Here is a 25,571-nt window from a genome sequence, read left to right on the forward strand (position 1 = left end):
GTCCCGTCCGTTCCGTTCTTAGACTTTTTGTACTTGCATGTCGTCGGCGCTGATGCCGGCAACTTCAACTGGCTTCTTCATTGCGTCACGACGGAAGGGGTCACCGAGTTCCTGGTTGATCATTGCTTCGATCAACGTGGTGATGCCGTTCTTCTGGTCTTCGATCGCTTGTGCCAGAGCAGCAGTTAGTTCGTCCTGAGTGCGGGCGATAACACCTTTGAGGCCACATGCGTTCGCGATACCAGCGTAAGAAACGCCTTCGTCCAACTCTGTACCAACGAAGTTGTCGTCGAACCAAAGTGTCGAGTTACGCTTTTCAGCACCCCACTGGTAGTTGCGGAATACGATCTGAGTGATCGCAGGCCAGTCGCCACGGCCGATGGCTGTCAGTTCGTTGACAGAAATACCGAATGCGCCGTCACCAGCGAAACCGACTACTGGAACATCAGGCTGACCGATTTTCGCACCAACGATCGAAGGCAGACCGTAGCCACAAGGACCAAACAGGCCGGGTGCCAAGTATTTACGGCTGTCGTTGAACGAAGGATAGGCGTTACCGATGGCGCAGTTGTTGCCGATGTCGGATGAGATGATCGCTTCAACAGGCAGAGCTGCCTGGATCGCGCGCCACGCCATACGAGGGGCCATCCAGTCAGGCTTGGCTGCACGTGCACGCACGTTCCAGTCGGTGCCGGGATCGTCCTGCTCTTCGGTCATGGAGGTCAGTTCCTGAGCCCATGCCGATTTGGTGGTGGAGATCAGGTTCTTACGCTCGGCGCGGCCTGCGTCGCCTGCACCGTCTGCCAGTTTTGCAGTGATGGAGGATGCAACTTTGGCGGCGTCACCAACGATACCAACAGAAACCTTCTTGGTCAGGCCAATACGGTCAGGGTTGATGTCGACCTGGATGATTTTGGCGTCTGTGGGCCAGTAATCAATGCCGTAGCCGGGCAGGGTCGAGAACGGGTTCAAACGTGTACCCAAGCACAGAACAACGTCTGCTTTGGCGATCAGTTCCATACCGGCTTTGGAGCCGTTATAGCCCAGAGGACCAGCGTACAGAGGGTGGTTGCCAGGGAATGCGTCGTTGTGCTGGTAACCTACGCAGACAGGTGCGTCGAGTGTTTCAGCCAGAACGCGGGACGCTTCGATGCCACCTTTGGACAGGATTGCGCCTGCACCGTTCAGGATGACTGGGAACTTGGCGGAAGACAGCAGATCAGCTGCGTCTTGTACGGCTACGTCGCCGCCCTGCGGCAGTTCAAAATCAACGATGACGGGCAGGTCGATGTCGATAACCTGGGTCCAGAAGTCACGCGGGATGTTGATCTGTGCAGGAGCAGATGCGCGCTTGGCTTGCATGATAACGCGGTTCAGTGTTTCCGCGATACGTGACGGGTCACGAACTTCTTCCTGGTATGCAACACAGTCAGCGAACAGGTTCATCTGTTCCATTTCCTGGAAGCCACCCTGGCCGATTGTTTTGTTCGCAGCCTGCGGTGTAACCAGCAGAACTGGTGTGTGGTTCCAGTACGCAGTTTTCACGGCGGTTACGAAGTTGGTGATGCCCGGACCGTTTTGTGCGATCATCATGGACATTTTGCCGGTTGCACGAGTGTACCCGTCAGCCATCATGCCACCGGATGTTTCGTGGGCACAGTCCCAGAATTTGATGCCGGCATCGGGGAAGATGTCGGAAATGGGCATCATGGCGGAGCCGATGATTCCAAATGCGTTGTCGATGCCATGCATCTGCAGTGTTTTGACGAAGGCTTCTTCAGTGGTCATTTTCATGAGGGCGCACTCCAAAAGGTTAAGAATTATCCGGCACAACGTACCGGAGGTTTGGATTGGGTTTAGGCGGAAGGGGTGGTTTGGCGTTAGGGCCAAAAAGGGTATCCGCTTATGTCCAGAATCTGGACTTACTGGTCAGATATGGCGTGGGCGATATGTTTGATGCCGGGTTCGATCTGGTTTGTCTGGATCGAAGAGTAGCCAAGGCGGTAATAGTGCTTGGCCCGTTCGGTGCCGGAAAAGAACGGCTCGCCGGGTTCGATGTGCACGCTTTTGTGGCGCAGCTTTTCTGCCAGCTGTGTCGTATCCGTGCCAACCGGGGCCTGCATCCAGAGGGACGACCCCCCATATGCCCCACGCCCGGCGATGGAGAGCCCATGTTTGGAGATCGCGCTTTCCATCTCTTTGCGCCGTTCCAGCAGGGCGGAGGACATGCGGCGGATCTGGGCATCGTAATGCCCCAAAGACAGGAAGTAGGCAGCGGTGCGTTGGATGTGTCCCGGCGGGTGGCGTAAGACCAGTGAGCGCAGCGCGCGGGCTTCTCGGATGAAGGGTTCAGATCCTACCATGTAGCCAAGCCGCAAGCCCGGAAACAGCGACTTGGAAAAGCTGCCCACGTAGACAACACGCCCGTCCCGATCCAGAGATTTCAGCGCCGGAGACGGCGCCCCGAGAAAGGCCATTTCGAATTCGTAATCGTCCTCGACGATCATCGCATCAATCTCACGTGCCTTACGCAACAGATCATGACGCCGGTTCAGCGGCATGGTCGCCGTGGTCGGGCTTTGGTGGCTGGGCGTGGTGAAAATCACGTCCGTATCGGGGGGAATGGCATCCGGCTGAAGCCCATCAACATCCACCCGCAAAGGCGCTAACTGACAGCGGGCCTGCACTAAAAGCTCCCGCAGGGCATAATAACAGGGGTCTTCGATGGCGGCTTTGCGACGGCGGTTCAACAACACGCGCGCTGCAAGCCAAAGTGCATTCTGCGCACCAAGCGTGATCAGGATCTCTTCTGGCTTGGCGGTGATGCCGCGCCGGGGCAGGGTGTGACGGGCAATGAATTCGATCAGCAGCGGGTCATCCTGATCCACATAGTCGGTGGTCAGAGAGGCAAAGTCTTTCTGACCCAAGGCGCGTACCGCACAGAGCCGCCAGTTGGCGTGATCAAACAAGGTCGGGTCGGCCTGACCATAGATAAACGGATAGCGGTATTCGCGCCAATCCGCCGGTTTGTGCAGAGTATCGCCGCCGGTAAACCGGCGCGCGATGGCCCGGTTCCAGTCGACCGTTTCAGGGGTTCGCTGCATCGGCGTGTAGGTCGGGGGCACCGGCGCGTTGTCGGATACATAATATCCCGATCGTCCGCGAGAGGTGAGATAGTCATTGGCCAGAAGTTCGGTGTAGGCCAGCGTCACGGTAATTCGGCTGATGCCCAGATGGGTCGCCAGCTTGCGCGAGGACGGCAGCTTTTCCCCAACATGAAAACGACCAGACAAGATGCCTTCGGCAATCATTTGCTGGATCTGAGCTTGAAGCGTGCCCTGCGCGTCTGGCTTAAGAAAAAATGTATCTACGGATATTCCCATGAGCGCCACCATAGAGTGGACTTAAGTGGGGCACAATCTGGACTTAGAAAATTGTGGCGACCGCTGTGTTAACCCCAGAAATGGGGCGTTTTGGGTGCTGAAACTGAGGTCTAAAACGGGCTCTTTTGGGGAGTTACTACGTGATTCTGTACGAAATGGTCTGGGCAGATTGGAGGATTTTCCCTCTGATTTCAGAGGTTTGGGGAATTCCTACGCGATTTCGTACGATTAACCAAATCCAGATCTCGGTTGCGGCGAATCGCGGTTAACGAGGGGGAAATTTTCCCGAGTGCATTTGGGCTTGCCAAGACTAACAAATCTATATAACTAGTTTTGTAGTTTAGTTAGGAGGCCCATTATGTGGGAAAAATCAGCAGCAGGATTCGCGGCGATGGGGTCTGAGGCCAGATTGATGGTTCTCAAGACGTTGATCCGCGCTGGCGAGGAAGGATTGACCGTTGGAGAGATCCAGACTCGTACGGGAATCGCCCCGTCCACATTGGCGCATCATTTGAAATCCCTCGCTGGGGGCGGAGTGGTGACGCAGGAAAAGGTCGGTCGCAGCACGATCAACCGGGCTTGTTTTGATGAATTGCGTGATCTGGCAGAATTCATTCTGAGTGAATGCTGTGCGGACGCCCCAAAGAAGGCAGCGAACGATGGCTGATCTGACACAAAACCCGTCGCGGGTGTGGCCTGCGATTTCTGGCGCACTCAAAACCCCATGGGCGGTGATTGTTGCGCTGTTGCTGGCTGTCGGGATTTTGGATTCTGACAACTTTCAGACAATCGTCACCTTCGCCATCAAGGCACTGGCGCACACGGGGCAGTACATTCTGTTTGCGGTGCTGTTGCTTGCCTATCTCAAGGCAACCGGGGCCGAGGTGTTGGTGGCGCGCGCTTTTGTTGGGCGCGAGACACGCATGATCTTTCTGGCGGCGTTGTTCGGTGGTTTGGCGCCGTTCTGTTCGTGCGAAGTCATTCCGTTCATTGCGGGCTTGTTGGCCTTGGGTGCGCCGCTGTCTGCGGTGATGGCATTCTGGCTGAGTTCGCCGTTGATTGATCCGCCGACCTTGTTGATCACAGCAGGTGCGTTGGGATGGCCCTTTGCCATTGGGAAAGCGGTTGTTGCGGTTGCTTTGGGCCTGTTTGGCGGTTTTGCGATCAAAGCCCTGATGACACGCGGGGCCTTTGCCCAGCCGTTGAAGGTCTACAAGCCTGCCGGGTGCTGTGGCGCCGGACCGAAACAGGACGAGAAACCCCTGTGGGCCTTTTGGCAGTCGCCCGAGCGTCGGGTGCGGTTCCGGGCCGAGTTTGTGCAGAACGGTTTGTTCCTGCTGAAGTGGCTTGCGCTGGCTTATGTTCTGGAAGCGTTGTTGGTGTCTTATGTTCCGGCGGATCTGATTGCCCAAGTGGTTGGCGGCGAAGGTGTATTGCCGATTGTCACGGCAGCCTTGGTCGGGATGCCTGCCTATCTGAACTCTTACGTCGCGCCGCCGTTGTTGGCGGGCTTGATGGAGCAGGGCATGAGTGCGGGTGCCGCGATGGCCTTTATGGTTGGCGGTGCAGTCAGTTCGATCCCGGCGATGGCCGCGGTCTGGTCCTTGGTCAAGCCACAGGTGTTTGCGATGTATCTGGGGCTGGGGATCAGCGGGGCGATTGTCGCTGGCATTGTGTTCCAGATGGTCTGATCGCTGAGAACTGAAACAAGAAAACGCCCGGCGGCAGCGTCGGGCGTTTTTGTATTTGGGGTAGGAGGTGTGGGCGTTATTCGCCTGCGGTGCATTTGTTGGGCAGTTTCAGACGATAGCGCGCTTCGCCAGACGCCACATAGACCCGTTTTTCGACGCAGGCCTGGGTGGTGACGGTGCGTGCGATGTGTCCTTCGGTTGAGGTGATCGAGGTTGCGCCCCCTTCGGGGAGGCGGACCGAGATGATGATTCCGGTTTTGATATCGCCGTTTATTGGGGTGGCGGACAGAACCGGGAGGGTCAGGAACGCCTCGTGTTCGTGATCCTCGACCGAGGCGGACAGGTAGATCCCGGAGACAATGGCGATCAGCACGAGCGCGCCAAGAATGGCGATGCCGCGTGTCTGGAGAAAGGCATAGATCGTGACCGCGCGATGGGGGCCAAAGAGTTTGGACAGGATCGTAAGCATTGGGACCTCGTGGTTGTGCCATGTCCCTACGGTGCAATTGGATGAGCTGCAAGCGGGTTGGGGCTTGGTTCTGGTGGGGATTGCGGTACACAGTTGGGTGACATGGGTTTTGCCTTTTGGAGGGCTTCGGAATGAAGAAACTGACCACATTGGCTTTGGCCGCCGCGTTGAGCGTGAGTGCGGGGCTGGCACAGGCACAAGAGCTGATCGACAAGGGGTTCGTGCATGGCTGGAACCTGATGGTGGATCCGGCGATGGGCAACGGGTGTTTGATCCAGACGGTGTATCAGGATCTGTCGCTGGTGCGTTTAGGCTATGATGCGACCGGGAACCGGGGCTATTTCGTGGTGTTCAACAAGGCTTGGGGTGACATCAAGCAGGGCGAAAACTATGCGATCCGGTTTGAGCTGGATGGCGAAAGCTTTGATGCCAATGCGACCGGGTTCAAGCAGGGCAAGGTGCCCGGGGCGATTGTGTTCTTCAAGGATCGGGAGTTTGTGCATGCGATTGCACAGCGCAAGGTGATGAAGATCTATGGCCAGACCGGACAAGAGGTGATGGCGATTGACCTGAAGGGCACGGCCAAAGCGTTGGAATATGCGCGGACCTGTCAGCAAGAACAGGGCTAGGGTGCGATTAACGATCCGGTTCCGACAAAGGCGACCTTGCCCGCGACGGTGATGCGGGTGACGTCAGTGGGTGATCCATAGGCGGTGACGTGGAGCTGGCTGGGGCGGTTCATGAACTGGCCCTGTTTCAGGACAAAGCGATGTCCGGAGGCGACCAAGCCGTGTTTCAGGGCATAGGCCCCGATCACCCCGGCGGCACTGCCGGTGGCGACGTCTTCGGCGCTGCCATCGTTTTCCCAATGCCGTCCTTCAAAAGTGGTCACATCAAAGAGAAAGGCAAATTCGGCGCCGTGTGTTGCGAGCTGTTCTTGGAGATCAGGGATCGTGATCCAGGCCTCGGCAAGGCCCCCCGTCACGGGAATGACCAGATACCGCAGGCCGGTTGAGACTACCTCGAGTGGGAGGGGTGACATCTGATCGGGGTGTAGATTGAAGGCGCGGGCAAAGGCGGGTTTGTCTGTATCGGGCAGGGGCGCGATGAAATCCGGGCGACCCTGATCCAATGTCCCGAGATAGCCAGCGCCCAGCAGTTCTGTTTCGACCAGAACACGACGGTCCCCCTGCAACACCAAGGGCCAGATCTGCGGCTGAGGATCGCCGGATTGGCGGTGCAGCGCGCAAGCGGCCCCGATCAGCGGATGACCGGCAAAGGGCAGTTCGGTGTTCTGGTCAAAGACACGGGCGTGATGGGATCCGTCCTTTTCCCACAGGAAAATCGATTCGAAATGACGGAGTTCCTGCGTGATCACCTGCATCTGCGCGCCGTTCAGACCAGAGCTGTCTGGCACCACGGCAAGGCTGTTGCCGCTGTAGGGATCGGATGCGAAGACGTCGCAATGGATGTAATCGAAATGTGCCACCGTGTGCGTCATGTCTGGCCTATCATGTGATGTGTCAAAGCTGCTGCGATTCTATCGTGCAGGGGGGGTGGTCACAACAGATTGGGCCAATGCCGTGGCGAGAGGAATGTGGGCGATGCTTTAGCACCCAGTGGTTCCTTCGCCCGGTTTCAGGCGAAGGAGCGTGTGTTCACTGCGAGGGTTAGCCGACGACGTTATGGCCACGTCCACGAACACAGTTCTTCACGATGGATTCGCGTTGCGCGTTCTTTTCAATGGCGCTGGAGGTGATCCCAGCCAGTGCGCCAACGGCAGCGGCTTCGCCCAGTTCGCTGCTGTTGCCATTCCACAGAACTGAAGATGCGGCGCCAACGCCTGCACCAATTGCAGCAGAGCTGGCGGTTTTGCCATCAACAGTTGCACCAGATGCGGCCAACGCCTGACATTCGGCAAGATCTTGTTGGTAGTTGGCCCCAACCGGGCCATCGATGACAGGCTGATAATTTGCCCCTGAATTTGCGCAGGCTGCGACACTGCACGCAAGGGCTAGACCGGAAAACACTTTTAACGCACGCATGGGGTGCTCCTTCGGAAAAAAGACTTGGAGACTCTATCTGAATTGGGACTGGTCTGCATGGGGAAAAGTGCAGGGTGATCCACCGTAAGCGGAACCATGCGAGGACTTAGTGGGCTCTCTTTGGCGGGACCGTCTGCACCACCGTCTGCACCGTGGCCCGGTCCCGAAATTGGCGTGTCGTTGGGGGGATTAGCGAATCGGATCAAAGATGGCGCTCTTCAGGCGGCAGTCCTGAATGGTATCGCGCCCACAGGGGACCGGATCGAGGGTTTTTGACAGGCAGATACGGACCTCTTCGATATAGCCGTCGCGGCAGGTGACGGTGAGGGTATCCTTACTGAGCGTTGGATTGGCCTTGAGAAAGGCGTCTTCGATCAACGAGGCGGGCAGTTTCACAGGTTTGTCGAGCTTACGAAACACCGCGGGGCGGGTGACGCTGTCATAAGCGGTGCGCGCAAGGTCATAGTAGCGCTGGGCAGACAGGCCCGAGCAGGTGCCGTGCTTTTTCCATTGGTGCCAAGCAAGGCCTGCATTGCCTTGAATGTCCGTCATTTCCCGGCTCATGCGGCGGGTTGGCGGGGCCTCGGCTGTGCGGCAGTACGCAGGCCAGCCACGATGGAATTGTGGCCAAAGCCCATGCAGGATCCAGCCGTAATCTTCGCGCGCATCGCATTGTTCTGAGGCACGGGCATCCCCAGTGGTGGCACACCAGTTGGGCGACCAGCTGAGGGCCAGCACGTAATAGTCAAATTCCCCAGATTTTTCGCCATCGGCCAGTGCCGGAAGGGCGCTTAGCACCCAGAAAATGAACCAGCGCATTCGCCTCTTCCCTTATTGTCTTGGCGCGACTATATAGAACTGAAGTTCCCCTACAATGGAAACTCGCTCTGATCGCAGGGCAGCCGGTTTCAGGCGACGGGGAAGATGTGTTTTAAGGAGATGAGCGCATGGCAAAACCGTTGATGGCCAAAGCAACCGCTGTGTGGCTGGTGGACAATACCACGATCAGCTTTAAGCAGATCGCGGATTTCGTTGGAATGCACGAGCTGGAAATTCAGGGCATCGCTGATGGTGATGTGGCGACTGGCGTGAAAGGGTTCGACCCGATTGCAAACAACCAGCTGACTCAGGATGAGATCGACGCGGCACAGGGCAACCTGATGCATAAGCTGAAGTTGAAGTTCAATCCGGCAGCTTCGGGCGAAGAAAAGCGTCGCGGTCCACGTTATACGCCGCTGTCCAAGCGTCAGGACCGTCCGGCCTCGATCCTGTGGCTGGTCAAGTTCCACCCGGAATTGAGCGACGGTCAGGTCAGCAAGCTGGTGGGCACCACCAAGCCAACCATTCAGGCGATCCGTGAGCGGACCCATTGGAACATTTCCAACATCCAGCCCATCGATCCGGTTGCGCTGGGCCTGTGTAAGCAGTCTGAGTTGGATCAGGCGGTTCAGAAGGCAGCCGCCAAGCGCGCAGCCGAAGGCGGCGTGATGAGCGATGACGAGCGTCGCAAGCTGGTATCCACTGAGCAGTCTCTGGAAATGGACGCTGAACCCAAGATCCCATCGGCGATCGAAGGGCTTGAGACATTTACCCTGGGCAATACATCTGACGATGAGAAAGCCGACAAAGAAGACGTTCGCGATGCGGATAGCTTCTTTAACCTGCCAGCAGGTGGCGGTGATGACGAAGAAGATGACAGCGACGATCCACGGTTCTGATCTGACATCGTTTCAACGTGTATTAAGACCCGGCCTTGTGCCGGGTTTTTTTGTGTCTGGGAGCAGAGGGTTTGGTGGGGCGGCGGGTCTGATGTCAGCGTAATTGGCGGGTTTGGCGTGCCCGCCGCTGTGTTATCGCGGTGTGTTCTTGCAAATGGAGTTGGGCGCGCGGTGTCAGATGTCTTTGCGGGCCTGCAGCGCAGCGGTGATGGTCCCTTCGTCGAGGTAATCGAGTTCGCCCCCGATTGGGACGCCTTGGGCCAGGGATGTCAGCCGGATGTTGCCGTGCAATTGATCAGCGATGTAGTGGGCCGTTGTTTGGCCGTCGATCGTTGCATTGAGGGCGAGTATGACCTCGGTTATGTTTTCGGCCGCAACCCGATCCACCAAGCGGGGAATGCGCAATTCATCCGGTCCGATGGCGTCAAGCGCCGACAGGGTGCCGCCCAGAACGTGGTAGCGCCCTTTGAACACGCCGGTGCGTTCCATGGCCCAGAGGTCTGATACATCTTCGACAACACAGATTTCACCGGTGGCGCGTTTGTTCGAGGTGCAGATGTCGCAGACATCGGAGGTGCTGATGTTGCCGCAATTCAGGCATTCACGCGCGGTTTCGGCGACCGTTTGCAGGGTATCTGCCAGCGGGGTGAGGAGCAACGCCCGTTTGCGGATCAGGTGCAGGACCGCACGCCGGGCTGAGCGGGGACCAAGCCCGGGCAGTTTTGCCATCAGCTCGATCAGAGCGTCGATGTCAGTGAGGTTTCGGTCCGTCATGCGCTGCGGTGGCCTTTTGCTGGATGTGGGATATTGGCTGTGTTCGGCCATGAAACGCAAGCCATGTTGGGGTGTGTGTTCCGGTTTTGTTTTGAGGTGTGTCCGGGGGGCTGTTGTGTCATCCCCACGTTTTGCCGCTGTGCCGCGAGGATGGGACCGGGCGGGGGCAGAGCGTATTTATCTACCTCAATGCGGAATGCGCATCAAAGCATGCAGGCCCGGCTGCTTATTTTGCGGGGCCGGGCCTGCGCGTGTGATTAGAACGGCAGTTTGATGTCTTTGGGCAGGCCCATGCTTTCGGTGAGGCTGGCCATTTCATCCTGCGCTTTTTGGGCGGCCTTGACCTGCGCATCTTTGATGGCCGCAAGGATCAGGTCTTCGACCACTTCCTTATCATCGCCATTGAAGATCGACGGGTCGATGTCCAGTCCCTTGAGGTCGCCCTTGGCTGAGGCGGTAGCTTTGACCAGACCCGCGCCGGATTCACCGGTGACGAGGACGTTGTTCAGCTCCTCTTGCATCTGAGCCATCTTGGTTTGCAGTTCTTGTGCGGATTTCATCATCTTGGCCATGTCGCCAAGGCCGCCGAGTCCTTTAAGCATGTCGTGTCTCCTGAAATGAGGGTTGTCGCTTAGATACGGGCCAAAGCGGGTTGAAACAAGGGGCCACACATGCGGTGCGCTTAAGGGGCGCTGGTGTTTGAAGTTGTGGGCGGGATGAGTGCCCTAACGGTGGGCAATCACGGTCTGTTGGGGCCAGGCAAAGCGGGCCAACAGGGTTAGGTCAAAGAAGACAGCCCATCTCGGGACTTGGGTTAGCTGTCTTCGAACGGATCCCATTCGTCTTCGACCTCTGGCAGGGCTTCGGTCTCGATCTTGGCGGCCAATTCCTGTGGGGTCTGGATTTTGGTGATCTTGGCTTTTGGGAATTGCGACAGGACCGCTTGGACCAGAGGGTGCGCCTCTGCTTCGGTACGCAGAGCCACTTCGGCAGCGTCGCGGATCTCAGCGATGGTTTTTGCGTCGCCGTCTGACACCACAGAGACGGCCCAGCGATTGCCAGTCCAGTTTTGCAATCGTGCGCCCAGCCTTTGGGCCAGATCGGTTGGGGCCAAGTCTGATGGGGTGAATTCAATTCGACCGGGTTGATAAGCCACAAGACGTACGCCGGTTTCGACCTCTACCAACAGTTTGACGTCCCGGTGGGTTCGGATCAGCTCGACCACGTGTTCAAAGGTTGGATATCGGGCCAAGGCCGCGCTGGCCTCTTGCGCCAAGGCTACATTTTGTCCGCCACCGCTGCCACGCGGGGCCGAGGCGTATGCCGAGGCCCCGCCGCCGCCCGCCGCAGGCGTGCCCGCGTTCTGCGCGGGCATTCCCCCGCTCGCCGCAGGCGCACCTGGGCTGTGCACAGGCATCCCTCCACCGGGGTTTGGTGGTGGAGGGGGCATATCCTGCAGTTTACGGATCAGTTCTTCGGGACTGGGCAGATCAGACACATGCGTCAGGCGGATCACGGCCATTTCGGCGGCCATCATCGCGTTGGGGGATGCTGCAACCTCTTCCAGCGCTTTGAGCAGCATTTGCCACATGCGGGTGAGCACGCGCATCGGCAGAGCCGCGGCCATTTGGGAGCCGCGCGCCCGTTCATCGGGTGAAATGGTTGGATCTTCGGCGGCGTCCGGTGTGATTTTCACGACCGAGACCCAATGGGTGATTTCGGCCAAATCCTTGAGCACGGCCAGCGGGTCGGCCCCTTCGGCATATTGTGCGCTGAGTTCGGTCAGGGCCGCAGCGGCGTCGCCGCGCAGTATCATGTCCATCAGATCCAGCACGCGGCCGCGATCGGCAAGGCCCAGCATGGCGCGGACCTGATCGGCAGTGGTTTCGCCGGCACCGTGGGAAATTGCCTGATCCAGCAGCGAGGTCGCATCCCGTGCCGACCCTTCGGCCGCGCGGGTGATCAGTGCCAGTGCATCGTCGGTGATTTCGGCGCTTTCAGCGGCAGCGATCTTGCGCATCAGCGCGATCATGTCTTCGGGTTCGATCCGGCGCAGGTCAAAGCGTTGGCATCGGGACAGCACGGTCACCGGCACTTTGCGGATCTCGGTCGTCGCAAAGATGAATTTCACATGAGCGGGCGGCTCTTCCAGCGTTTTCAGCAGCGCGTTGAACGCTGACGTCGACAGCATGTGCACTTCGTCGATGATGTAGATCTTGTAGCGTGCCGAGGCGGCGCGATAGCGGACGGAATCAATGATTTCGCGAATGTCGCCCACACCGGTACGGGATGCGGCGTCCATTTCCATCACATCGACATGGCGGCCTTCCATGATGGCCACGCAATGTTCGCACTGGCCACAGGGTTCTGTGGTGGGTTGGCCTTCGCCATCGGGGCCGATGCAATTCATGCCTTTCGCAATGATCCGCGCCGTCGTGGTTTTACCGGTTCCGCGAATGCCGGTCATCACAAAGGCCTGCGCGATACGATCGGCTTCGAACGCGTTTTTGAGGGTGCGCACCATGGCGCCCTGACCAACCAGATCGGCAAAGGTTTCGGGGCGGTATTTGCGGGCTAGGACCTGATAGGGGACGGGTGCGGTGTCAGTCATCTTTGCCCTGCTGGATTCGTGTTCGAGTGACAGCGTAAAGCGCGCGGCCTGCGGCGTCCACCAAATGTGGTGGCTTGGACACAGTTGGGCGCTGTTTCTTGCAGTCGTTGCGGTTATCTGTCCGCGCAGACGGCGTTTTGGTCGATTTATCTTTGTCTACAGGCACCTCTGCGGCAAGGTAGGTGCGGATGACGGACCATCAGGCCGAGACGACCGGGGATGTAATGCAAGGCAACGGAACGGAACAGACCGACGCACAAAGCGGGTTGGTGATCTATGCCTTGCAGGTTGGCGGCGGCACGCTGGCGATCAGCCCTTTGCCCGGCCTCAGTGGTCAATATGCAGCGGATGTTGAATTGATCGGGTCGTGGCGTCCGGGCTTGGTTATCTCCATGACCACCGAAATTGAGATGTTTCAATTTGGGGCGCGGACATTTGGGGCTGACATTCAAGGGCGTGCAAGTCGGTGGGCGCATTTGCCTGTTGATGACTTCGGGACGCCCTCGTCTGAAATTGATGAGCAATGGAACGAGGTCAGTCGCTCGGCCCGGCAAGCGTTGGCAGGCGGTGGGCGGGTATTGATCCACTGCCGTGGCGGATGTGGCCGATCGGGCATGGTGGCGTTGCGGTTGATGGTAGAATGCGGCGAAAAGGGCCCGGATGCGTTGGCAAGATTGCGTGGGGTACGACCTTGTGCGGTCGAGACTGACGCGCAGATGGCTTGGGCCTTGGCGGGGCGAAAACAGCGCACCGCCAAGTGAGGTTTTTGAAGTTTGGGTTAAGTCAGCCCGAATGCAGCAGGTTTTCAGGTGTAGGTTTCAACAGGTCGCTTGGGTACATCTGTGGCCTGATTTCCACCATGGCACAGGGGGCTTTTTGCTGTGTGGCGGCAAAGCCCGATTTGTGACCCGCGTCAAACATTGCATCGGCCATCTGATCCAACGCAATAGTGTTTGCGCCCTCGGCTATGCCGGCAAATATACGGATGCGATCGTGACTGGCATGAAAGTAGGCCGGGCAGTGTTGCGGGCAATGTTTCAGAACGCTGTTGCCCGCTATTTCGAAGTCTTCGGCGGTCATGGGCCGTGCAGCTTCCATGGCTTGGGCCAGTTTCTCGGCCATGCGGGACAGGGCGGGGCAGGTTTTGCCAGTGTGTTTGCAGGTCGTCGCCATCAGGGACTGAGTGTGGGATATCTTGGTCATGGTCGCGCCCTCCGCGCTGGACGGGGGAGGGGACGGGACAGGTTGCGATGTGCGACCAGACCGCGCCCGGACACCCCGCCCGAGTTCGAGTTACAGTTTCGATGGCAGGTCTCCTGACTTGCGGGTCAAAGCTTGGCCGACCTTCCCGACCTTTCGGTCAGTGGCTTTCGGCGTCGCTCTCCGCTCACAGTTGCGGGGGCAGTCGCGGCATTGGTCCCGAGTGGACCGCACCGTGTTCCCTTTTCATCCCGGCCACGTCTGAGGTGACTCGGAAACCATCGCGTAACGGCTATCGGCTTGGAGGGGCGTTGGTCAATGAGATTCGGGGCGGAGGTGCAACCATTCTACCGCGAGCTATGTTTTTCGTTTGAAAAACAGGCATTTAAAGCGTGGGGGAGGTATGGTGAGAGGCTGGACATCGACCCAAGCGGGGCTCGTTGTGGCTGCTTCCTTCCGGATCTGACCAGGTTGGCGAGGCGCTCGCCCGCGCCAACCTCTCAAGGGTGATATAGTCGTCAGTTTTGGGGTTGGCAACCCTTGGTCCGCATCCTTGGTCTTCTGCGATGTCACAACATCAGAGAGTAGCGCACAAACCCTTCGTCGTCTTGCTCAAGGGCGATGGGTGCCATGTATTGCACCTCATCCAGGAACAGTGCGGCTGAGGGGCTGGTGTGGACCGTCGTGCGGGTCTGATTCTGTGGGGTAAAGTGCCATGGAAACGGCAGGTCTGCGATTGGGTCGTGTGGCAGGCGCCCCATCAAGTAATCGCGGACAATATGTTGAATCAGACGCGAGGGTACTGGAACGGGCCGCGCGGTTGTGAGGGCTTTGAAGTGGCCACCGCCATTGGCGCGGTAATTGTTCACCGCAACGACAAACTCTTGGCTGTCGTTGACGGGTTGGCCTTTGTAACTGAGGTTGCGGATCCGATGATAGGATGGATCAACCAAGTCCCCCTTTAGGTCAAAGCGGGCGGGATGGGACGGATCGATTTGGTATTCGATGCCAAATATCACATCAAAATTGTGTCCGGGAACGTCGGGATTGATGAGAGGCGCCCCTTCGGTCTTTGGTTGGATCTGGTGAAAGAGGCCCGCCGCCATCTCGAGCCAGTCGCGCAGTTGTGCGCCTGTCACGATGAGCCCATGCAGTTCATTGGGAAAAACATGCAAATCCGCAACATGGCGCAGCAGGATGGGGCCTGCGGGAACGTTGGTGTAATGCTCGGGACCTGCGCGTCCGCCGAATTTTGACGGTGCAGAAGCGGATAGTAGTGGCAGGTCGGCGTAGGACGTGCCGCTGATGTAGGCCCGCAGCGCGGCGGCTTGGGCGACGGCAACCTGGGTGAGGCCCCGGTCCGGCGCAAAGTAGGTAAAGTAGCTGTGGAAAGGGTGTGTGCTGGCACCAACCGGGCGCTGCATGTTTTTCCGTGTGGTTGTATGAAATGGGGTGATCAGCTGCGTTAGTTCGGCGTCTTCTGGCACAAGAGGGAAAGGTTGACCGGTGTCCGTGCGTTCGAATATCGGGCGCAGCTCGGTTGTTGCGCTGTCAATCTCCCAGCCGCCCTGCCCATCGGCAATCAAGGCCAGATCAATTAGCCCCAGATGCGATCCGGCAGACCCGGGCATGACTGTGGGTTTGCCGTGAACCATGCCTGTGCTGGCATCGACGTGTTCCAGACCTGCGTGGGCCGGGCTGGGCAGCAGCAAGTGGGTGTGTCCGGCGACAATCGCATCAAGCCCCTTGAGCGCGGCCAGAGGGATGGCGGCGTTTTCAAGATTTGGCGTGGCAGTTGTTTCTTGCAGCCCGGTATGGGCCAAGGCAATGACCAGATGACACCCCTGCGCCTTGAGCGTCGAGATTGCCAGTTGAGCGGCGCTGAGGATATCATCAATTTCAACTTTGCCGCGCAGAAGGTGTGCATCCCAATCCATCGCCTGAGGCGGCAAGACGGAAAAGACACCGATGCTGAGGGGCCAGTCCTGCCCATCTGCCGTAACGTTGCGTTTGAGGATGGTGTAGGGCACCCAGCTTTTCTGATTGTCCAAGCGATGCACATTGGAGTTGACGGCCGGACAGTTCAAATGCGCCAGGGCGGTGTCTAATGCTGGCAATCCAAAGTTGAAATCGTGGTTCCCCAAACCAACCGCATCATATTTTAGCAAATCCAGGGCTTGGACCATCACATGGGGTTGGCCATCGTCAGGTTGGGCAAATTCGCCAAGCGGGGTGCCTTGCAATGTATCGCCATTGTCCAGCAGCAGAGTGGTGATGTTTGCGTGGTCTGCTTCGGCGCGGGCCTGCCGGATAAGGCTGGCTGTGCGGGTTAGACCCACAGTCGGATCTGCCCGATCGGTGTAGTAATCAAAGCTGGCCATGTTCATGTGCAGATCGGTGGTGGCCAACACACGAAGCCGGGCGATCGCATTTTTCGGACAGGGTTGAGCCAGATCTTGATCGTCCAGCGATACCTTGGCGTCCGATAGTGAAGTCAACATAATCCGATCTCAAATGCCCGTTATGGTTGTGGGTGCATGTGAGATTAAAAAGACCGACGGATGCAAGGGGCACGATTGATACAATTTGTGTCAGTTCCAGAGTTTCGGCCAAAATGTCACAATGTTTTTTACCATTGTATCACTGCTCACGCCGTGTCAGCCCTGTAACAAACGCCAGATGGAGAGCAGAAATGAAGCGTGCAGAACAGGTGACATTTGGTGGATCGGCCCTGAACCGAGCTGCCGAGATTCGCGGTGATGAAGCTGCTTTGGCTGCAGCGATGGCGCATCCTGATGCTGCTTGTCTGTTACTGTGGCGTGGCAAAGTTTTGATGCATGGCGAGCACTTTGAACGTCTGTCGTGGATCATGATGGCACATCCTTTGATCAAGGCTGGGCCAGGTGGCGATGTCGCGTTTCCGATTTTCTTAGGCTTTGAAGATGACGGCGCCCCCTGTTTTGCCTTGGATATTTCCAAGTGGGAGCCTGCGGGGCAGGATCTGAGCAGTGTTGGGGCCTTTGTCGATCGTAGCGAACAACAGCACCCAGATATCGCGCGGGGCCATGTTTTTGTGGAATTGCGCCGCATTATGACACGCCTTAGCCCGCGGGATGCAGAGCTGTTGGCCACGGCCAAAGCGGTGATTTCCTGGCACAAGACGCATAAGTTCTGTGCCTGTTGCGGTGCAAAAAGTGAAATGGTGCAAGCAGGGTGGCAGCGCAGTTGCCCCGAATGCGGCGGGCAGCATTTCCCGCGTACCGATCCGGTGGTGATCATGTTGATCACGCATGGGAACAGTGTGCTGATGGGGCGGTCGCCGGGATGGCCCGAGGGGATGTATTCGTTGCTGGCCGGATTTGTGGAGCCGGGCGAAACGCTTGAGGCGGCGGTGCGTCGTGAGGTGATGGAAGAAGCAGGTGTGCCGGTTGGACAAGTCAGTTACTTGGCCAGTCAGCCTTGGCCGTTTCCGGCCTCTTTGATGTTTGGGTGTGCTGGCGAAGCCTTGAGCCGCGACATCACTATTGATCCCGTCGAGATCGAACACGCAATGTGGATGACCAAAGAAGAAATGTTGCAAGCCTTTGCTGGGGAACACCCCACTGTTCTGCCCGCCAGAAAAGGTGCAATTGCGCATTTCTTGTTAGAGAACTGGCTTGCGGATACGCTCGATTAAGGGGATGCTTGCGCGACCTAAAACACAGCGAGTTTTTGATGCAGTTTTCCAGCAAAGAAGATATTGAGGCGCCGATCGCAGAGGTGTTTGAGCTGTTGTCCGAGTTTGAAAGTTTCGAACGATCAGCTCTTCGGCGTGGGGTTGAGGTTCAGCGCGTTGACGCATCAATGCCCAAGGGCGCTGGGCTGGCCTGGGACACGGTCTTTATGGTGCGCGGCAAACCGCGAGAAATGCATCTGGAGCTTGTTGAATACACGCCCCCAACGATGATGCGGTTTGAATCCCACAGCAAGGGCGTTGAAGGGAAAGTTGTCATTGAATTGCTGGCGCTGTCATCACGTCGGACCCGGCTGAGCTTTGACGTCAGCCTGTCGGCAAATACGCTGGCGGCGCGGTTGCTGTTGCAATCGCTCAAACTGGCGCGGGCCAATCTGAGTCAGCGATTCCGCCTGAAGCTGGCTGAATTCGCCCGTGACATAGAAGAGCGTCATACCCGTCGGGCCTGAGGCGTTCTGTTTGCATCTGACCCCGTCGATTGCCGGGGTCAGTGTTGTGCTCGATGTTTAGGGTTAGCCCCGTTCACGGGCGGCCGGGTACACGCCCAAGATTTCCACATTTGTTGTGAAATACCCCAGCTCATCCATCGCCAGCTGAACGTTTGCGTCGTCTGGGTGCCCTTCGATATCTGCATAAAACCGCGTTGCCGTGAATGAGCCGTCAACCATATAGCTTTCCAGCTTGATCATGTTGACGCCATTGGTGGCAAATCCACCCATGGCTTTGTACAGCGCGGCGGGGATGTTGCGGACCTGAAACACGAAACTGGTGATCATGCCCTGCTTGCCACGACGTGATTCGTCGGCTGTTGGGGACATCACCAAGAATCGGGTGGTGTTATTGCCTTGGTCCTCAATGTGGCGGGCCAGTACGTGAAGCCCATAGATTTCACCGGCCAATTCACTCGCAAGTGCGGCAGAGTGGATGTCATTTGCTTCGGCAACTTCGCGGGCGGCGCGGGCGTTGTCCGGGCTGACCCGTCCCCGAATGTTATGTTGCTTTAGGAACCCGGCGCATTGCGGCAGCAACACAAGGTGAGAGTGGGCTTCGGTGACATCATCCAGCGTGGCACCGGGAACCGCCAAAAGGTTGATATGCACACGTACAAAGGCCTCATCAATGATGTGCAGGCCGCTGTGGGGCAATAGTCGGTGAATATCGGCAACCCGCCCGTAGGTGGAATTTTCCACCGGCAGCATGGCAAGATCAGCCGCCCCGGATTTGACGGCCTCGATCACGTCCTCGAAGGTGCGGCAGGGCAGCGCCTCCATGGTGGGTCGCGCGTTGCGACAGGCCTCGTGACTATAGGCGCCGGGCTCTCCCTGAAAGGCGATGCGATTGGTCATTTGTCGGTATCCATGCAACAGGTTCGTAAATTGGGCGATTAGTCGCGGTGTCTATACCTTGCCTCTTGCAAGGGGAACCCTTAGACACCCGCCCAGACAGCTGAAATGGACTCGCGATCAATGTTCGACACGATGACAGTTACCAAGGCCGCAGCCGGCCTGTTCGGTGCCTTCCTGGTACTTCTTCTTGCCAAATGGGGCGCTGAGAGCCTGTATCACGTAGGGGGGCACGGAGAAGCCTCTTACGTGATCGAAACAGACACTGGCTCGGATCAAGTGACCGAAGCCGAAGAAATCAACTATGATGAGTTGATGATGGCCGCAGACGTCGAAAAAGGCGCGAAGGTCTTCAAAAAATGTTCGGCCTGCCACAAGGTCGAAGATGGTGCAAACAGCACTGGCCCCTTCTTGTATGGCGTTGTTGGCCGTCCGGTCGCTTCGGTTGCCGGTTTCGGTTACTCGGGCGCGATGGAAGCCAAGGGCGGCGATTGGACAGTCGAAGAGCTGGACCACTTTATCGCCAAGCCAAGCAAATCGGTATCTGGCACTTCGATGGGCTTTTCTGGCCTGAAGAGGCAGAACGACCGGATCAACCTGATTGCTTATCTGGACAGCCTCGACAAGTAAGTCGGGCCTGATCTCTGCAAATCCAAAAACCGCTGCCTTTTGGGTGGCGGTTTTTTTGTGCCTAGGTTTTGCAAGATGTGCGGGTGTTTGCTGCGGGAATGGCGTCTTCACGAAGCGTTCACATATTCTAAACTTGAAACTTGGTGCTCTGGACCTTTAGCTAGCAGCAACAAAAATTGGTTTAGGTTCCGAAATCGGAATAGCCGAACCAAAACGGAGGTAGAGCCTGATGACATCCCCCCGCGTCGTGACCCGCGCCCGTGCACTGGATCCTAGGCCAAAACTGTTGGCTGTGTTGGGAGCGTCACTGATGCTGTTGACGGCGGCCACAGGATTGGCACGTGCTGAAGGGGATGTGATCAAGAGCCACGGATACTCCTTTTTCGGCGATCTGACCTACCCAGCGGACTTCAAACATTTTGACTACGTGAACCCGGATGCGCCCAAAGGGGGTGAAATTTCGGTTTCAGCGCCGGGGACGTTTGATTCGATGAACCCCTACAGCCGTAAAGGCCGGGCCGGGCGGTATTCATGGATGGTTTACGAAAGCCTGCTGGGCGAAATGCCTGCCACAGGCGGTAGCCTGCCTGCGGATGTGATCGGCGAAAGCTATGGTCTGTTGGCCGAACGGTTGGAATATGACGAAGGTAAAACCTGGGTCACTTTCTACATGCGCCCCGAGGCGAAATTTGCCGACGGGTCGCCCGTAACCGCGCATGATGTGGTGTTCAGCCACAATCTGTTTCTAGAGCAGGGCCTGCCGTCGTATGCGCAGGCAGTCAAAAAACGGATTCTGTCTGCTGAGGCGCTGGATGATCACACGGTGAAATTTACCTTTGCCACCGGGATCTCGCGTCGGTCGCTGATCGATCAGGCCGGATCTGTGCCGGTGTTTCCCAAGGCATGGTACGAAAAGAACGAGGCCCGTCTGGATGAACCGCGTTTGGATGCGGCACCGGGGTCCGGCCCTTATCAGCTGGACAGCTATGATGTGAATCGGCGTATCACCTACAAGCGCAATCCGGATTATTGGGGTAAAGATCTGCCAATCAACGTAGGTCGGCATAACTTTGACAGCATCCGGGTCGAGTATTTTGCCGATGACACCGCCGGGTTCGAGGCATTTAAAGCGGGCGAGTATACATTTCGGGCCGAAGGTAATTCAAAACGCTGGGCGACTGGTTATGCGTTTCCAGCGGTTGATAAAGGCTGGGTCAAACGTGAAGAAATTCCCGATCTGACCCCACCGACGCCCACAGGGTTTGTATTCAATCTGGGTCGTCCGGCCTTGAAAGACAAACGCGTTCGCGAGGCGCTTTCGCTGGCGTTCAACTTTGAATGGACCAACGAATCCTTGCAGTATGGGCTGTTCAAGCAGCGCCATTCCTTTGTTGAGAACGCACCGCATATGGCGGGGGATGCGCCCGTTGGGGCCGAGTTGGAGCTGTTGAAATCACTGGGCGATTTGGTGCCTGCGGATATGCTGAGCACCGCGGCGGTATTGGCACATAGTTCAAAGGCAAAGCGGCTGAATGATCGGCGCAACCTTCGTACAGCGATGAAATTGTTGGATGAGGCAGGTTGGGCCGTTGGCGATGATGGCATGCGGCGCAATGCCAAGGGCGAAAAGATGGTGCTGGAAATCCCATATACATCGAGCAGTTCGCCGACTCTGACGGCTGTGATTGATGGGTTTGCCAAAAATTTGATCACCATGGGGGTCGAGGCAAAGCCGGACAAAATCGATTCTGCGCAATACACCCTGCGCAACCGGGAACGTGATTATGACATCGTGTTCGACAACTACCGCCCCTTTCTGTCGGCGGGCACGGGGTTGATGCAGATGTATGGATCGGGCGAGGCCGAGTTTAGCCTGTTCAATCCGGCAGGATTGGCCAGTCCGCTTGTTGATGCCATTATCGAACGGTCTTTGCAGAGCACGAACAAAGAAGAAGAGGCTGCCGCATTGATGGCGCTTGATCGGGCGCTGCGGTATGAGCGGATGATGGTTCCGGTGTGGTACAATGATGCCAGTTGGGTCGCCTATTGGGATCAGTATGATCACCCCGAGACATTGCCAGAGTACGCCCTAGGGGAGCTTGATTTCTGGTGGTTTGATGCGGCCAAAGCGGAGAAACTGAAATCCGCTGGCGCGTTGAGGTAAGCCAGTCTTATGGGAGCCTATATTCTAAGACGCCTGTTGCTGGTGATCCCCACTTTGTTGGGCATTATGATCGTCAACTTTACGCTGGTTCAATTTGTCCCCGGTGGCCCGGTTGAACAGATCATCGCCGAGCTGCAAGGCGGAGGTGACGCCTTTGAAAGCTTTGCCGGTGGCGGCAGTGATGTCGAAACGCAATCCGGTGCGCCAAACGAGGAATACGTCGGTGCGCGGGGCCTGCCCCCGGAATTTATTGCCGAGCTGGAAAAAGAATTTGGCTTTGACAAGCCACCGTTGGAGCGGTTCCTGTCGATGCTGGGCAACTATATGCGTCTTGATTTCGGCGAGAGCTATTTCCGATCCGTCAGCGTGATTGATTTGGTGCTGGAAAAGATGCCCGTGTCGATTTCACTGGGCCTGTGGTCAACCTTGATCGCCTATCTGGTTTCGATCCCCTTGGGCATTCGCAAAGCCGTGAGTGATGGGTCCAGCTTTGATACATGGACCAGCGGCGCGATTATTGTCGCCTATGCGATCCCGGGCTTTTTGTTTGCGATCCTGTTGCTGGTCTTGTTCGCGGGTGGATCGTACTGGCAGATCTTTCCACTGCGGGGGCTGACGTCAGACAATTTTGATCAGCTGAGCCCGTTGGGCAAGGTGTTGGATTACTTCTGGCATATTGCCTTGCCTGTGATTGCATCGACGATTTCGGCCTTTGCGACGCTGACCTTGCTGACCAAGAATTCGTTTTTAGACGAGATCAAGAAGCACTATGTGATGACGGCGCGGGCCAAAGGGTTGAGCGAAAGCAAGGTGTTGTATGGGCATGTGTTCCGCAACGCCATGCTGATCGTGATTGCGGGGTTCCCTGCGGTGTTCATCGGGGTATTCTTTTCGGGGTCCATCATTATCGAAACCATATTCTCGCTGGATGGGTTGGGGCGTCTGGGGTTTGAGGCTGCTGTGGCGCGCGACTACCCGGTGATCTTTGGCACCTTGTTCATCTTTGGTTTGATGAGCCTTGTGGTCGGGATTTTGTCCGATCTGATGTATGTGCTGGTTGATCCGCGCATTGATTTCGAAGGGAGGGAAGGCTGATGGCTATGTCCCCTTTGAACCAGCGCCGCTGGCGCAATTTTCGCCGCAACGGGCGGGCATTCTGGTCGTTGATCCTGTTTTCGATCCTGTTTGGGCTGTCGTTGTTTGCTGAGTTTTTGGCCAATGACAAGCCGATTTTGGTGAATTATCGGGGCGAATATTTCACGCCGATCTTTAACTTTTATCCCGAGACGGCGTTTGGTGGTGATTTCCAAACTGAAGCGATCTATCGCGATCCTGAGGTGAAGTGCCTGATCGCATCGGGCGGGTTGGAAGACTGCTTTGATGAGCCTGACGAGATGTTGGAACAGATCAGCGCAGGGACTTTTGAAGCGGACGGTTTCGAGCAGGGCTGGGCGATCTGGCCGTTGATTCCGTATTCGTTCAACACCACCGTGGACCGCCCGGGGGCGGCGCCGTTGCCGCCCAACAGCCAGAACTGGTTGGGTACGGATGACACCAAGCGCGATGTGCTGGCGCGGGTCATTCATGGATTCCGGTTGTCGATCCTGTTCACCTTGGTTGTGACTGGCGTGGCGAGTGTGATCGGCGTGTTGGCAGGGGCCATTCAGGGGTTCTTTGGCGGCTGGGTTGATCTGGTGTTCCAGCGGATCATCGAAATCTGGTCATCGACGCCGTCGCTTTATGTCATCATCATCATGTTTGCCATTCTGGGGCGCAGTTTCTGGCTGTTGGTCGCGCTGATGATCCTGTTCAGTTGGACGGGTTTGGTTGGTGTGGTTCGGGCTGAATTTCTGCGGGCGCGGAACCTTGAATACGTGCGGGCGGCCAAGGCGCTGGGGGTTGGCAACATGACCATCATGTTCCGTCATATGTTGCCCAACGCGATGGTGGCGACGCTGACGTTCATGCCGTTCATCGTGACCGGAACCATTGGTGGGCTTGCCAGTCTTGATTTCCTTGGCTTTGGGTTGCCGTCTTCGGCGCCCAGTTTGGGTGAGCTGACCTTGCAGGCCAAACAGAATTTGCAGGCGCCTTGGTTGGCATTCACCGCGTTTTTCACCTTTGCCATTATGTTGTCGCTCCTCGTCTTTATCTTTGAAGGCGTGCGGGATGCGTTTGATCCAAGGAAGACTTTCTCATGAGTGCTGTTTTGGAAGTGAACGATCTGCGCGTCTCGTTTCGGCAGGACGGTCAGTTGAGCGCTGCGGTCAAAGGCGTGTCGTTCACGGTGGATCGGGGCGAGACGGTAGCGTTGGTCGGTGAATCCGGATCGGGCAAGTCGGTGACTGCCCTGTCCACGGTGTCCTTGCTGGGGGACAGCGCTGTTGTCGAAGGGTCCGTGACCTATGCCGGGCAAGAGATGATCGGGGCTAGCAAAGACACGCTGATGCAGGTGCGCGGCAACGACATCAGTTTTATCTTTCAGGAACCGATGACGTCATTGAATCCGTTGCACACGATCGAAAAGCAGATGGCCGAATCCTTGGCTTTGCATCAGGGGATTAAGGGTGCGGCGGCAAAAACGCGGATTATTGAGCTGTTGAATAAGGTCGGTATTCGCGACTCTGCCGAGCGGTTGGACAGTTATCCGCATCAGTTATCCGGGGGGCAGCGCCAACGTGTGATGATCGCGATGGCGCTTGCAAACAAGCCAGATGTCTTGATCGCTGATGAACCGACAACGGCTTTGGATGTGACCATTCAGGCGCAGATTCTTGAACTGTTGGCGGATCTGAAACGCAAAGAAAACATGGGGCTTTTGTTCATCACTCATGACTTGGGCATCGTGCGGCGGATTGCTGACCGGGTCTGTGTGATGAAAGACGGCGAAATCGTCGAGACCGGCCCGACGGCTGCGATTTTTGACGACCCGCAACACCCCTATACCCGCAAATTGCTGGCCGCCGAGCCGACGGGCGAGCCAGCTCCAATTGCCGATGACGCGGAAGAGATTGCAACGACGGACCATCTGAAGGTCTGGTTCCCGATCCAGCGCGGGTTTCTGAAGCGGACGGTTGGACATGTGAAGGCGGTGAACGACGCCAATATTCGGGTCCGTGCCGGTGAAACATTGGGAATTGTGGGCGAGTCGGGGTCGGGCAAAACCACGCTCGCGCTGGCAATGATGCGGCTGATCTCTTCTGAGGGGGGGATCAACTATCGGGGGCAGGATGTGCGCAGCTGGTCCACCCGCGAATTGCGCAAGTTGCGCAAAGACATGCAGATCGTGTTTCAAGACCCGTTTGGCAGCCTGAGCCCACGCCTGACCTGCGCGCAGATCATTGCCGAAGGTTTGGCCGTGCACAACATTGACCCCCACCGCGCCCCACGTGAATTGGTGGCCGAGGTGATGGAAGAAGTCGGGCTAGACCCTGCCGCGATGGATCGTTATCCGCACGAGTTTTCGGGTGGTCAGCGCCAGCGGATTGCGATTGCCCGGGCCATGGTCTTGCGCCCCAAGTTGTTGGTGTTGGATGAACCGACAAGTGCCTTGGATATGACTGTGCAGGTACAAATCGTTGAACTGTTGCGGAATCTACAGCGCAAGTACGGGCTGGCCTATCTGTTCATCTCACACGATTTGAAAGTGGTACGGGCGATGTCGCATCAGGTTCTTGTGATGAAGCAGGGCGATGTGATCGAAATGGGGGCGGCCCAGGATCTGTTTGAAAATGCGCAGACCGAATATACGCGTGAATTGATCGCGGCGGCGGGCTAAGCGCCATCGCGATCTCAAGGGGGCGCTGAAGT

Annotated in this window: 24 protein-coding genes, 1 other RNA gene and 1 riboswitch; of the genes, 12 read left to right on the forward strand and 13 right to left on the reverse strand. The window is 57.2% G+C overall.

The window, feature by feature from the left end; translation table 11 throughout:
- Positions 1–18: 18 nt before the first annotated feature.
- Both xsc and pdxR read right to left on the reverse strand, forming a co-directional pair.
- Positions 19–1,794 carry a sulfoacetaldehyde acetyltransferase gene (xsc, locus tag ABWV33_RS16530; protein WP_113823712.1) on the reverse strand — a complete coding sequence of 592 codons (1,776 nt, stop codon included), beginning with the start codon at positions 1,792–1,794 and terminating at the stop codon, positions 19–21.
- A 128-nt stretch (positions 1,795–1,922) separates the two neighbouring features.
- On the reverse strand, positions 1,923–3,383 hold the full coding sequence (gene pdxR, locus ABWV33_RS16535) for a MocR-like pyridoxine biosynthesis transcription factor PdxR (protein WP_353332307.1): 1,461 nt from the start codon (positions 3,381–3,383) through the stop codon (positions 1,923–1,925).
- A 358-nt stretch (positions 3,384–3,741) separates the two neighbouring features.
- Between pdxR and ABWV33_RS16540 the strand changes: the two genes are divergently transcribed.
- Together ABWV33_RS16540 and ABWV33_RS16545 are read left to right on the forward strand one after the other, a co-directional pair.
- Entirely contained in the window at positions 3,742–4,050 is a 309-nt protein-coding gene (locus ABWV33_RS16540) for an ArsR/SmtB family transcription factor (protein ID WP_113823714.1), read from the forward strand.
- On the forward strand, positions 4,043–5,074 hold the full coding sequence (locus ABWV33_RS16545) for a permease (protein ID WP_121996404.1): 1,032 nt from the start codon (positions 4,043–4,045) through the stop codon (positions 5,072–5,074). The genes ABWV33_RS16540 and ABWV33_RS16545 overlap by 8 nt, the downstream gene beginning before the upstream one ends.
- A 76-nt stretch (positions 5,075–5,150) precedes the next feature.
- Here ABWV33_RS16545 and ABWV33_RS16550 read toward each other — a convergent pair whose 3' ends face one another.
- On the reverse strand, positions 5,151–5,543 hold the full coding sequence (locus ABWV33_RS16550; protein ID WP_113823716.1) for a hypothetical protein: 393 nt from the start codon (positions 5,541–5,543) through the stop codon (positions 5,151–5,153).
- Positions 5,544–5,674: 131 nt separating this feature from the next.
- On the opposite strand from ABWV33_RS16550, the gene ABWV33_RS16555 reads away from it, so the two are divergent.
- Entirely contained in the window at positions 5,675–6,172 is a 498-nt protein-coding gene (locus ABWV33_RS16555; protein ID WP_121996406.1) for a hypothetical protein, read from the forward strand.
- On the opposite strand, the gene ABWV33_RS16560 is transcribed toward ABWV33_RS16555, so the two are convergent.
- From ABWV33_RS16560 to ABWV33_RS16570, 3 genes are all read right to left on the reverse strand, one after another.
- Positions 6,169–7,044, reverse strand: coding sequence for a PhzF family phenazine biosynthesis protein (locus ABWV33_RS16560; protein ID WP_353332310.1), 876 nt, complete (start codon positions 7,042–7,044; stop codon positions 6,169–6,171). The genes ABWV33_RS16555 and ABWV33_RS16560 overlap by 4 nt on opposite strands.
- 169 nt (positions 7,045–7,213) lie before the next feature.
- On the reverse strand, positions 7,214–7,588 hold the full coding sequence (locus ABWV33_RS16565; protein ID WP_113823719.1) for a glycine zipper family protein: 375 nt from the start codon (positions 7,586–7,588) through the stop codon (positions 7,214–7,216).
- A 189-nt stretch (positions 7,589–7,777) separates the two neighbouring features.
- The gene (locus tag ABWV33_RS16570; protein WP_113823720.1) at positions 7,778–8,407 is read right to left on the reverse strand and encodes a ribonuclease T2 family protein; all 630 of its coding nucleotides are present in this window, start codon (positions 8,405–8,407) and stop codon (positions 7,778–7,780) included.
- 128 nt (positions 8,408–8,535) lie between these two features.
- On the opposite strand from ABWV33_RS16570, the gene ABWV33_RS16575 reads away from it, so the two are divergent.
- A complete protein-coding gene (locus tag ABWV33_RS16575; RefSeq protein ID WP_113823721.1) occupies positions 8,536–9,306 on the forward strand; it encodes a DUF1013 domain-containing protein in 771 nt (256 codons plus the stop codon).
- Positions 9,307–9,480: 174 nt separating this feature from the next.
- Here the strand turns inward: ABWV33_RS16575 and recR are convergent, their stop codons facing one another.
- The 3 genes from recR to ABWV33_RS16590 form a co-directional block, all read right to left on the reverse strand.
- Positions 9,481–10,080 carry a recombination mediator RecR gene (gene recR / locus ABWV33_RS16580; RefSeq protein ID WP_113823722.1) on the reverse strand — a complete coding sequence of 200 codons (600 nt, stop codon included), beginning with the start codon at positions 10,078–10,080 and terminating at the stop codon, positions 9,481–9,483.
- Between the two features lie 257 nt (positions 10,081–10,337).
- Entirely contained in the window at positions 10,338–10,682 is a 345-nt protein-coding gene (locus ABWV33_RS16585; protein WP_113823723.1) for a YbaB/EbfC family nucleoid-associated protein, read from the reverse strand.
- Between the two features lie 212 nt (positions 10,683–10,894).
- Positions 10,895–12,691 (reverse strand): DNA polymerase III subunit gamma/tau, encoded by a 1,797-nt coding sequence (locus ABWV33_RS16590; protein WP_502930918.1) that lies wholly within the window; start codon positions 12,689–12,691, stop codon positions 10,895–10,897.
- 224 nt (positions 12,692–12,915) lie between these two features.
- Here ABWV33_RS16590 and ABWV33_RS16595 point away from each other — a divergent pair, with 224 nt between their 5' ends.
- The gene (locus ABWV33_RS16595; protein ID WP_353332360.1) at positions 12,916–13,452 is read left to right on the forward strand and encodes a protein-tyrosine phosphatase family protein; all 537 of its coding nucleotides are present in this window, start codon (positions 12,916–12,918) and stop codon (positions 13,450–13,452) included.
- A gap of 22 nt (positions 13,453–13,474) precedes the next feature.
- Here the strand turns inward: ABWV33_RS16595 and ABWV33_RS16600 are convergent, their stop codons facing one another.
- From ABWV33_RS16600 to ABWV33_RS16610, 3 genes are all read right to left on the reverse strand, one after another.
- Positions 13,475–13,894: a hypothetical protein gene (locus tag ABWV33_RS16600; protein ID WP_353332313.1), complete on the reverse strand. Its 420-nt coding sequence runs from the start codon at positions 13,892–13,894 to the stop codon at positions 13,475–13,477.
- Between the two features lie 86 nt (positions 13,895–13,980).
- Positions 13,981–14,189, reverse strand: a riboswitch (cobalamin riboswitch).
- Positions 14,190–14,295: 106 nt separating this feature from the next.
- Positions 14,296–14,394, reverse strand: an RNA gene (gene ffs, locus ABWV33_RS16605) — signal recognition particle sRNA small type.
- 66 nt (positions 14,395–14,460) lie between these two features.
- Positions 14,461–16,392, reverse strand: a complete 1,932-nt coding sequence (locus ABWV33_RS16610) for a bifunctional 2',3'-cyclic-nucleotide 2'-phosphodiesterase/3'-nucleotidase (protein WP_353332315.1) — start codon at positions 16,390–16,392, stop codon at positions 14,461–14,463.
- 191 nt (positions 16,393–16,583) lie between these two features.
- On the opposite strand from ABWV33_RS16610, the gene nudC reads away from it, so the two are divergent.
- Both nudC and ABWV33_RS16620 read left to right on the forward strand, forming a co-directional pair.
- On the forward strand, positions 16,584–17,567 hold the full coding sequence (gene nudC, locus ABWV33_RS16615; protein WP_353332317.1) for an NAD(+) diphosphatase: 984 nt from the start codon (positions 16,584–16,586) through the stop codon (positions 17,565–17,567).
- Positions 17,568–17,605: 38 nt separating this feature from the next.
- The gene (locus ABWV33_RS16620; RefSeq protein ID WP_113823782.1) at positions 17,606–18,073 is read left to right on the forward strand and encodes an SRPBCC family protein; all 468 of its coding nucleotides are present in this window, start codon (positions 17,606–17,608) and stop codon (positions 18,071–18,073) included.
- Positions 18,074–18,136: 63 nt separating this feature from the next.
- Here ABWV33_RS16620 and ABWV33_RS16625 read toward each other — a convergent pair whose 3' ends face one another.
- On the reverse strand, positions 18,137–18,970 hold the full coding sequence (locus tag ABWV33_RS16625; protein ID WP_113823728.1) for a prephenate dehydratase: 834 nt from the start codon (positions 18,968–18,970) through the stop codon (positions 18,137–18,139).
- Between the two features lie 120 nt (positions 18,971–19,090).
- On the opposite strand from ABWV33_RS16625, the gene ABWV33_RS16630 reads away from it, so the two are divergent.
- From ABWV33_RS16630 to ABWV33_RS16650, 5 genes are all read left to right on the forward strand, one after another.
- Positions 19,091–19,597 (forward strand): c-type cytochrome, encoded by a 507-nt coding sequence (locus tag ABWV33_RS16630; protein WP_353332362.1) that lies wholly within the window; start codon positions 19,091–19,093, stop codon positions 19,595–19,597.
- A gap of 229 nt (positions 19,598–19,826) precedes the next feature.
- Positions 19,827–21,761, forward strand: a complete 1,935-nt coding sequence (locus tag ABWV33_RS16635) for an extracellular solute-binding protein (protein WP_353332320.1) — start codon at positions 19,827–19,829, stop codon at positions 21,759–21,761.
- Positions 21,762–21,770: 9 nt separating this feature from the next.
- A complete protein-coding gene (locus ABWV33_RS16640) occupies positions 21,771–22,856 on the forward strand; it encodes a microcin C ABC transporter permease YejB (RefSeq protein WP_353332322.1) in 1,086 nt (361 codons plus the stop codon).
- Entirely contained in the window at positions 22,856–23,962 is a 1,107-nt protein-coding gene (locus tag ABWV33_RS16645; protein ID WP_353332324.1) for an ABC transporter permease, read from the forward strand. The genes ABWV33_RS16640 and ABWV33_RS16645 overlap by 1 nt, the downstream gene beginning before the upstream one ends.
- Positions 23,959–25,539 carry an ABC transporter ATP-binding protein gene (locus tag ABWV33_RS16650; protein ID WP_353332326.1) on the forward strand — a complete coding sequence of 527 codons (1,581 nt, stop codon included), beginning with the start codon at positions 23,959–23,961 and terminating at the stop codon, positions 25,537–25,539. Before ABWV33_RS16645 ends, ABWV33_RS16650 begins: the two co-directional genes overlap by 4 nt.
- Positions 25,540–25,571: the final 32 nt, after the last annotated feature.

Source organism: Phaeobacter sp. NW0010-22, assembly GCF_040365955.1.
Classification (GTDB): domain Bacteria; phylum Pseudomonadota; class Alphaproteobacteria; order Rhodobacterales; family Rhodobacteraceae; genus OMPR01.

Excerpts from the sequence above, each read along its gene's own strand:
- xsc (WP_113823712.1), bottom strand. The coding sequence starts at position 1,794 with ATGAAAATGACCACTGAAGAAGCCTTCGTCAAAACACTGCAGATGCAT.
- pdxR (WP_353332307.1), bottom strand. The coding sequence starts at position 3,383 with ATGGGAATATCCGTAGATACATTTTTTCTTAAGCCAGACGCGCAGGGC.
- ABWV33_RS16540 (WP_113823714.1), top strand. The coding sequence starts at position 3,742 with ATGTGGGAAAAATCAGCAGCAGGATTCGCGGCGATGGGGTCTGAGGCC.
- ABWV33_RS16545 (WP_121996404.1), top strand. The coding sequence starts at position 4,043 with ATGGCTGATCTGACACAAAACCCGTCGCGGGTGTGGCCTGCGATTTCT.
- ABWV33_RS16550 (WP_113823716.1), bottom strand. The coding sequence starts at position 5,543 with ATGCTTACGATCCTGTCCAAACTCTTTGGCCCCCATCGCGCGGTCACG.
- ABWV33_RS16555 (WP_121996406.1), top strand. The coding sequence starts at position 5,675 with ATGAAGAAACTGACCACATTGGCTTTGGCCGCCGCGTTGAGCGTGAGT.
- ABWV33_RS16560 (WP_353332310.1), bottom strand. The coding sequence starts at position 7,044 with ATGACGCACACGGTGGCACATTTCGATTACATCCATTGCGACGTCTTC.
- ABWV33_RS16565 (WP_113823719.1), bottom strand. The coding sequence starts at position 7,588 with ATGCGTGCGTTAAAAGTGTTTTCCGGTCTAGCCCTTGCGTGCAGTGTC.
- ABWV33_RS16570 (WP_113823720.1), bottom strand. The coding sequence starts at position 8,407 with ATGCGCTGGTTCATTTTCTGGGTGCTAAGCGCCCTTCCGGCACTGGCC.
- ABWV33_RS16575 (WP_113823721.1), top strand. The coding sequence starts at position 8,536 with ATGGCAAAACCGTTGATGGCCAAAGCAACCGCTGTGTGGCTGGTGGAC.
- recR (WP_113823722.1), bottom strand. The coding sequence starts at position 10,080 with ATGACGGACCGAAACCTCACTGACATCGACGCTCTGATCGAGCTGATG.
- ABWV33_RS16585 (WP_113823723.1), bottom strand. The coding sequence starts at position 10,682 with ATGCTTAAAGGACTCGGCGGCCTTGGCGACATGGCCAAGATGATGAAA.
- ABWV33_RS16590 (WP_502930918.1), bottom strand. The coding sequence starts at position 12,691 with ATGACTGACACCGCACCCGTCCCCTATCAGGTCCTAGCCCGCAAATAC.
- ABWV33_RS16595 (WP_353332360.1), top strand. The coding sequence starts at position 12,916 with ATGCAAGGCAACGGAACGGAACAGACCGACGCACAAAGCGGGTTGGTG.
- ABWV33_RS16600 (WP_353332313.1), bottom strand. The coding sequence starts at position 13,894 with ATGACCAAGATATCCCACACTCAGTCCCTGATGGCGACGACCTGCAAA.
- ABWV33_RS16610 (WP_353332315.1), bottom strand. The coding sequence starts at position 16,392 with ATGTTGACTTCACTATCGGACGCCAAGGTATCGCTGGACGATCAAGAT.
- nudC (WP_353332317.1), top strand. The coding sequence starts at position 16,584 with ATGAAGCGTGCAGAACAGGTGACATTTGGTGGATCGGCCCTGAACCGA.
- ABWV33_RS16620 (WP_113823782.1), top strand. The coding sequence starts at position 17,606 with ATGCAGTTTTCCAGCAAAGAAGATATTGAGGCGCCGATCGCAGAGGTG.
- ABWV33_RS16625 (WP_113823728.1), bottom strand. The coding sequence starts at position 18,970 with ATGACCAATCGCATCGCCTTTCAGGGAGAGCCCGGCGCCTATAGTCAC.
- ABWV33_RS16630 (WP_353332362.1), top strand. The coding sequence starts at position 19,091 with ATGTTCGACACGATGACAGTTACCAAGGCCGCAGCCGGCCTGTTCGGT.
- ABWV33_RS16635 (WP_353332320.1), top strand. The coding sequence starts at position 19,827 with ATGACATCCCCCCGCGTCGTGACCCGCGCCCGTGCACTGGATCCTAGG.
- ABWV33_RS16640 (WP_353332322.1), top strand. The coding sequence starts at position 21,771 with ATGGGAGCCTATATTCTAAGACGCCTGTTGCTGGTGATCCCCACTTTG.
- ABWV33_RS16645 (WP_353332324.1), top strand. The coding sequence starts at position 22,856 with ATGGCTATGTCCCCTTTGAACCAGCGCCGCTGGCGCAATTTTCGCCGC.
- ABWV33_RS16650 (WP_353332326.1), top strand. The coding sequence starts at position 23,959 with ATGAGTGCTGTTTTGGAAGTGAACGATCTGCGCGTCTCGTTTCGGCAG.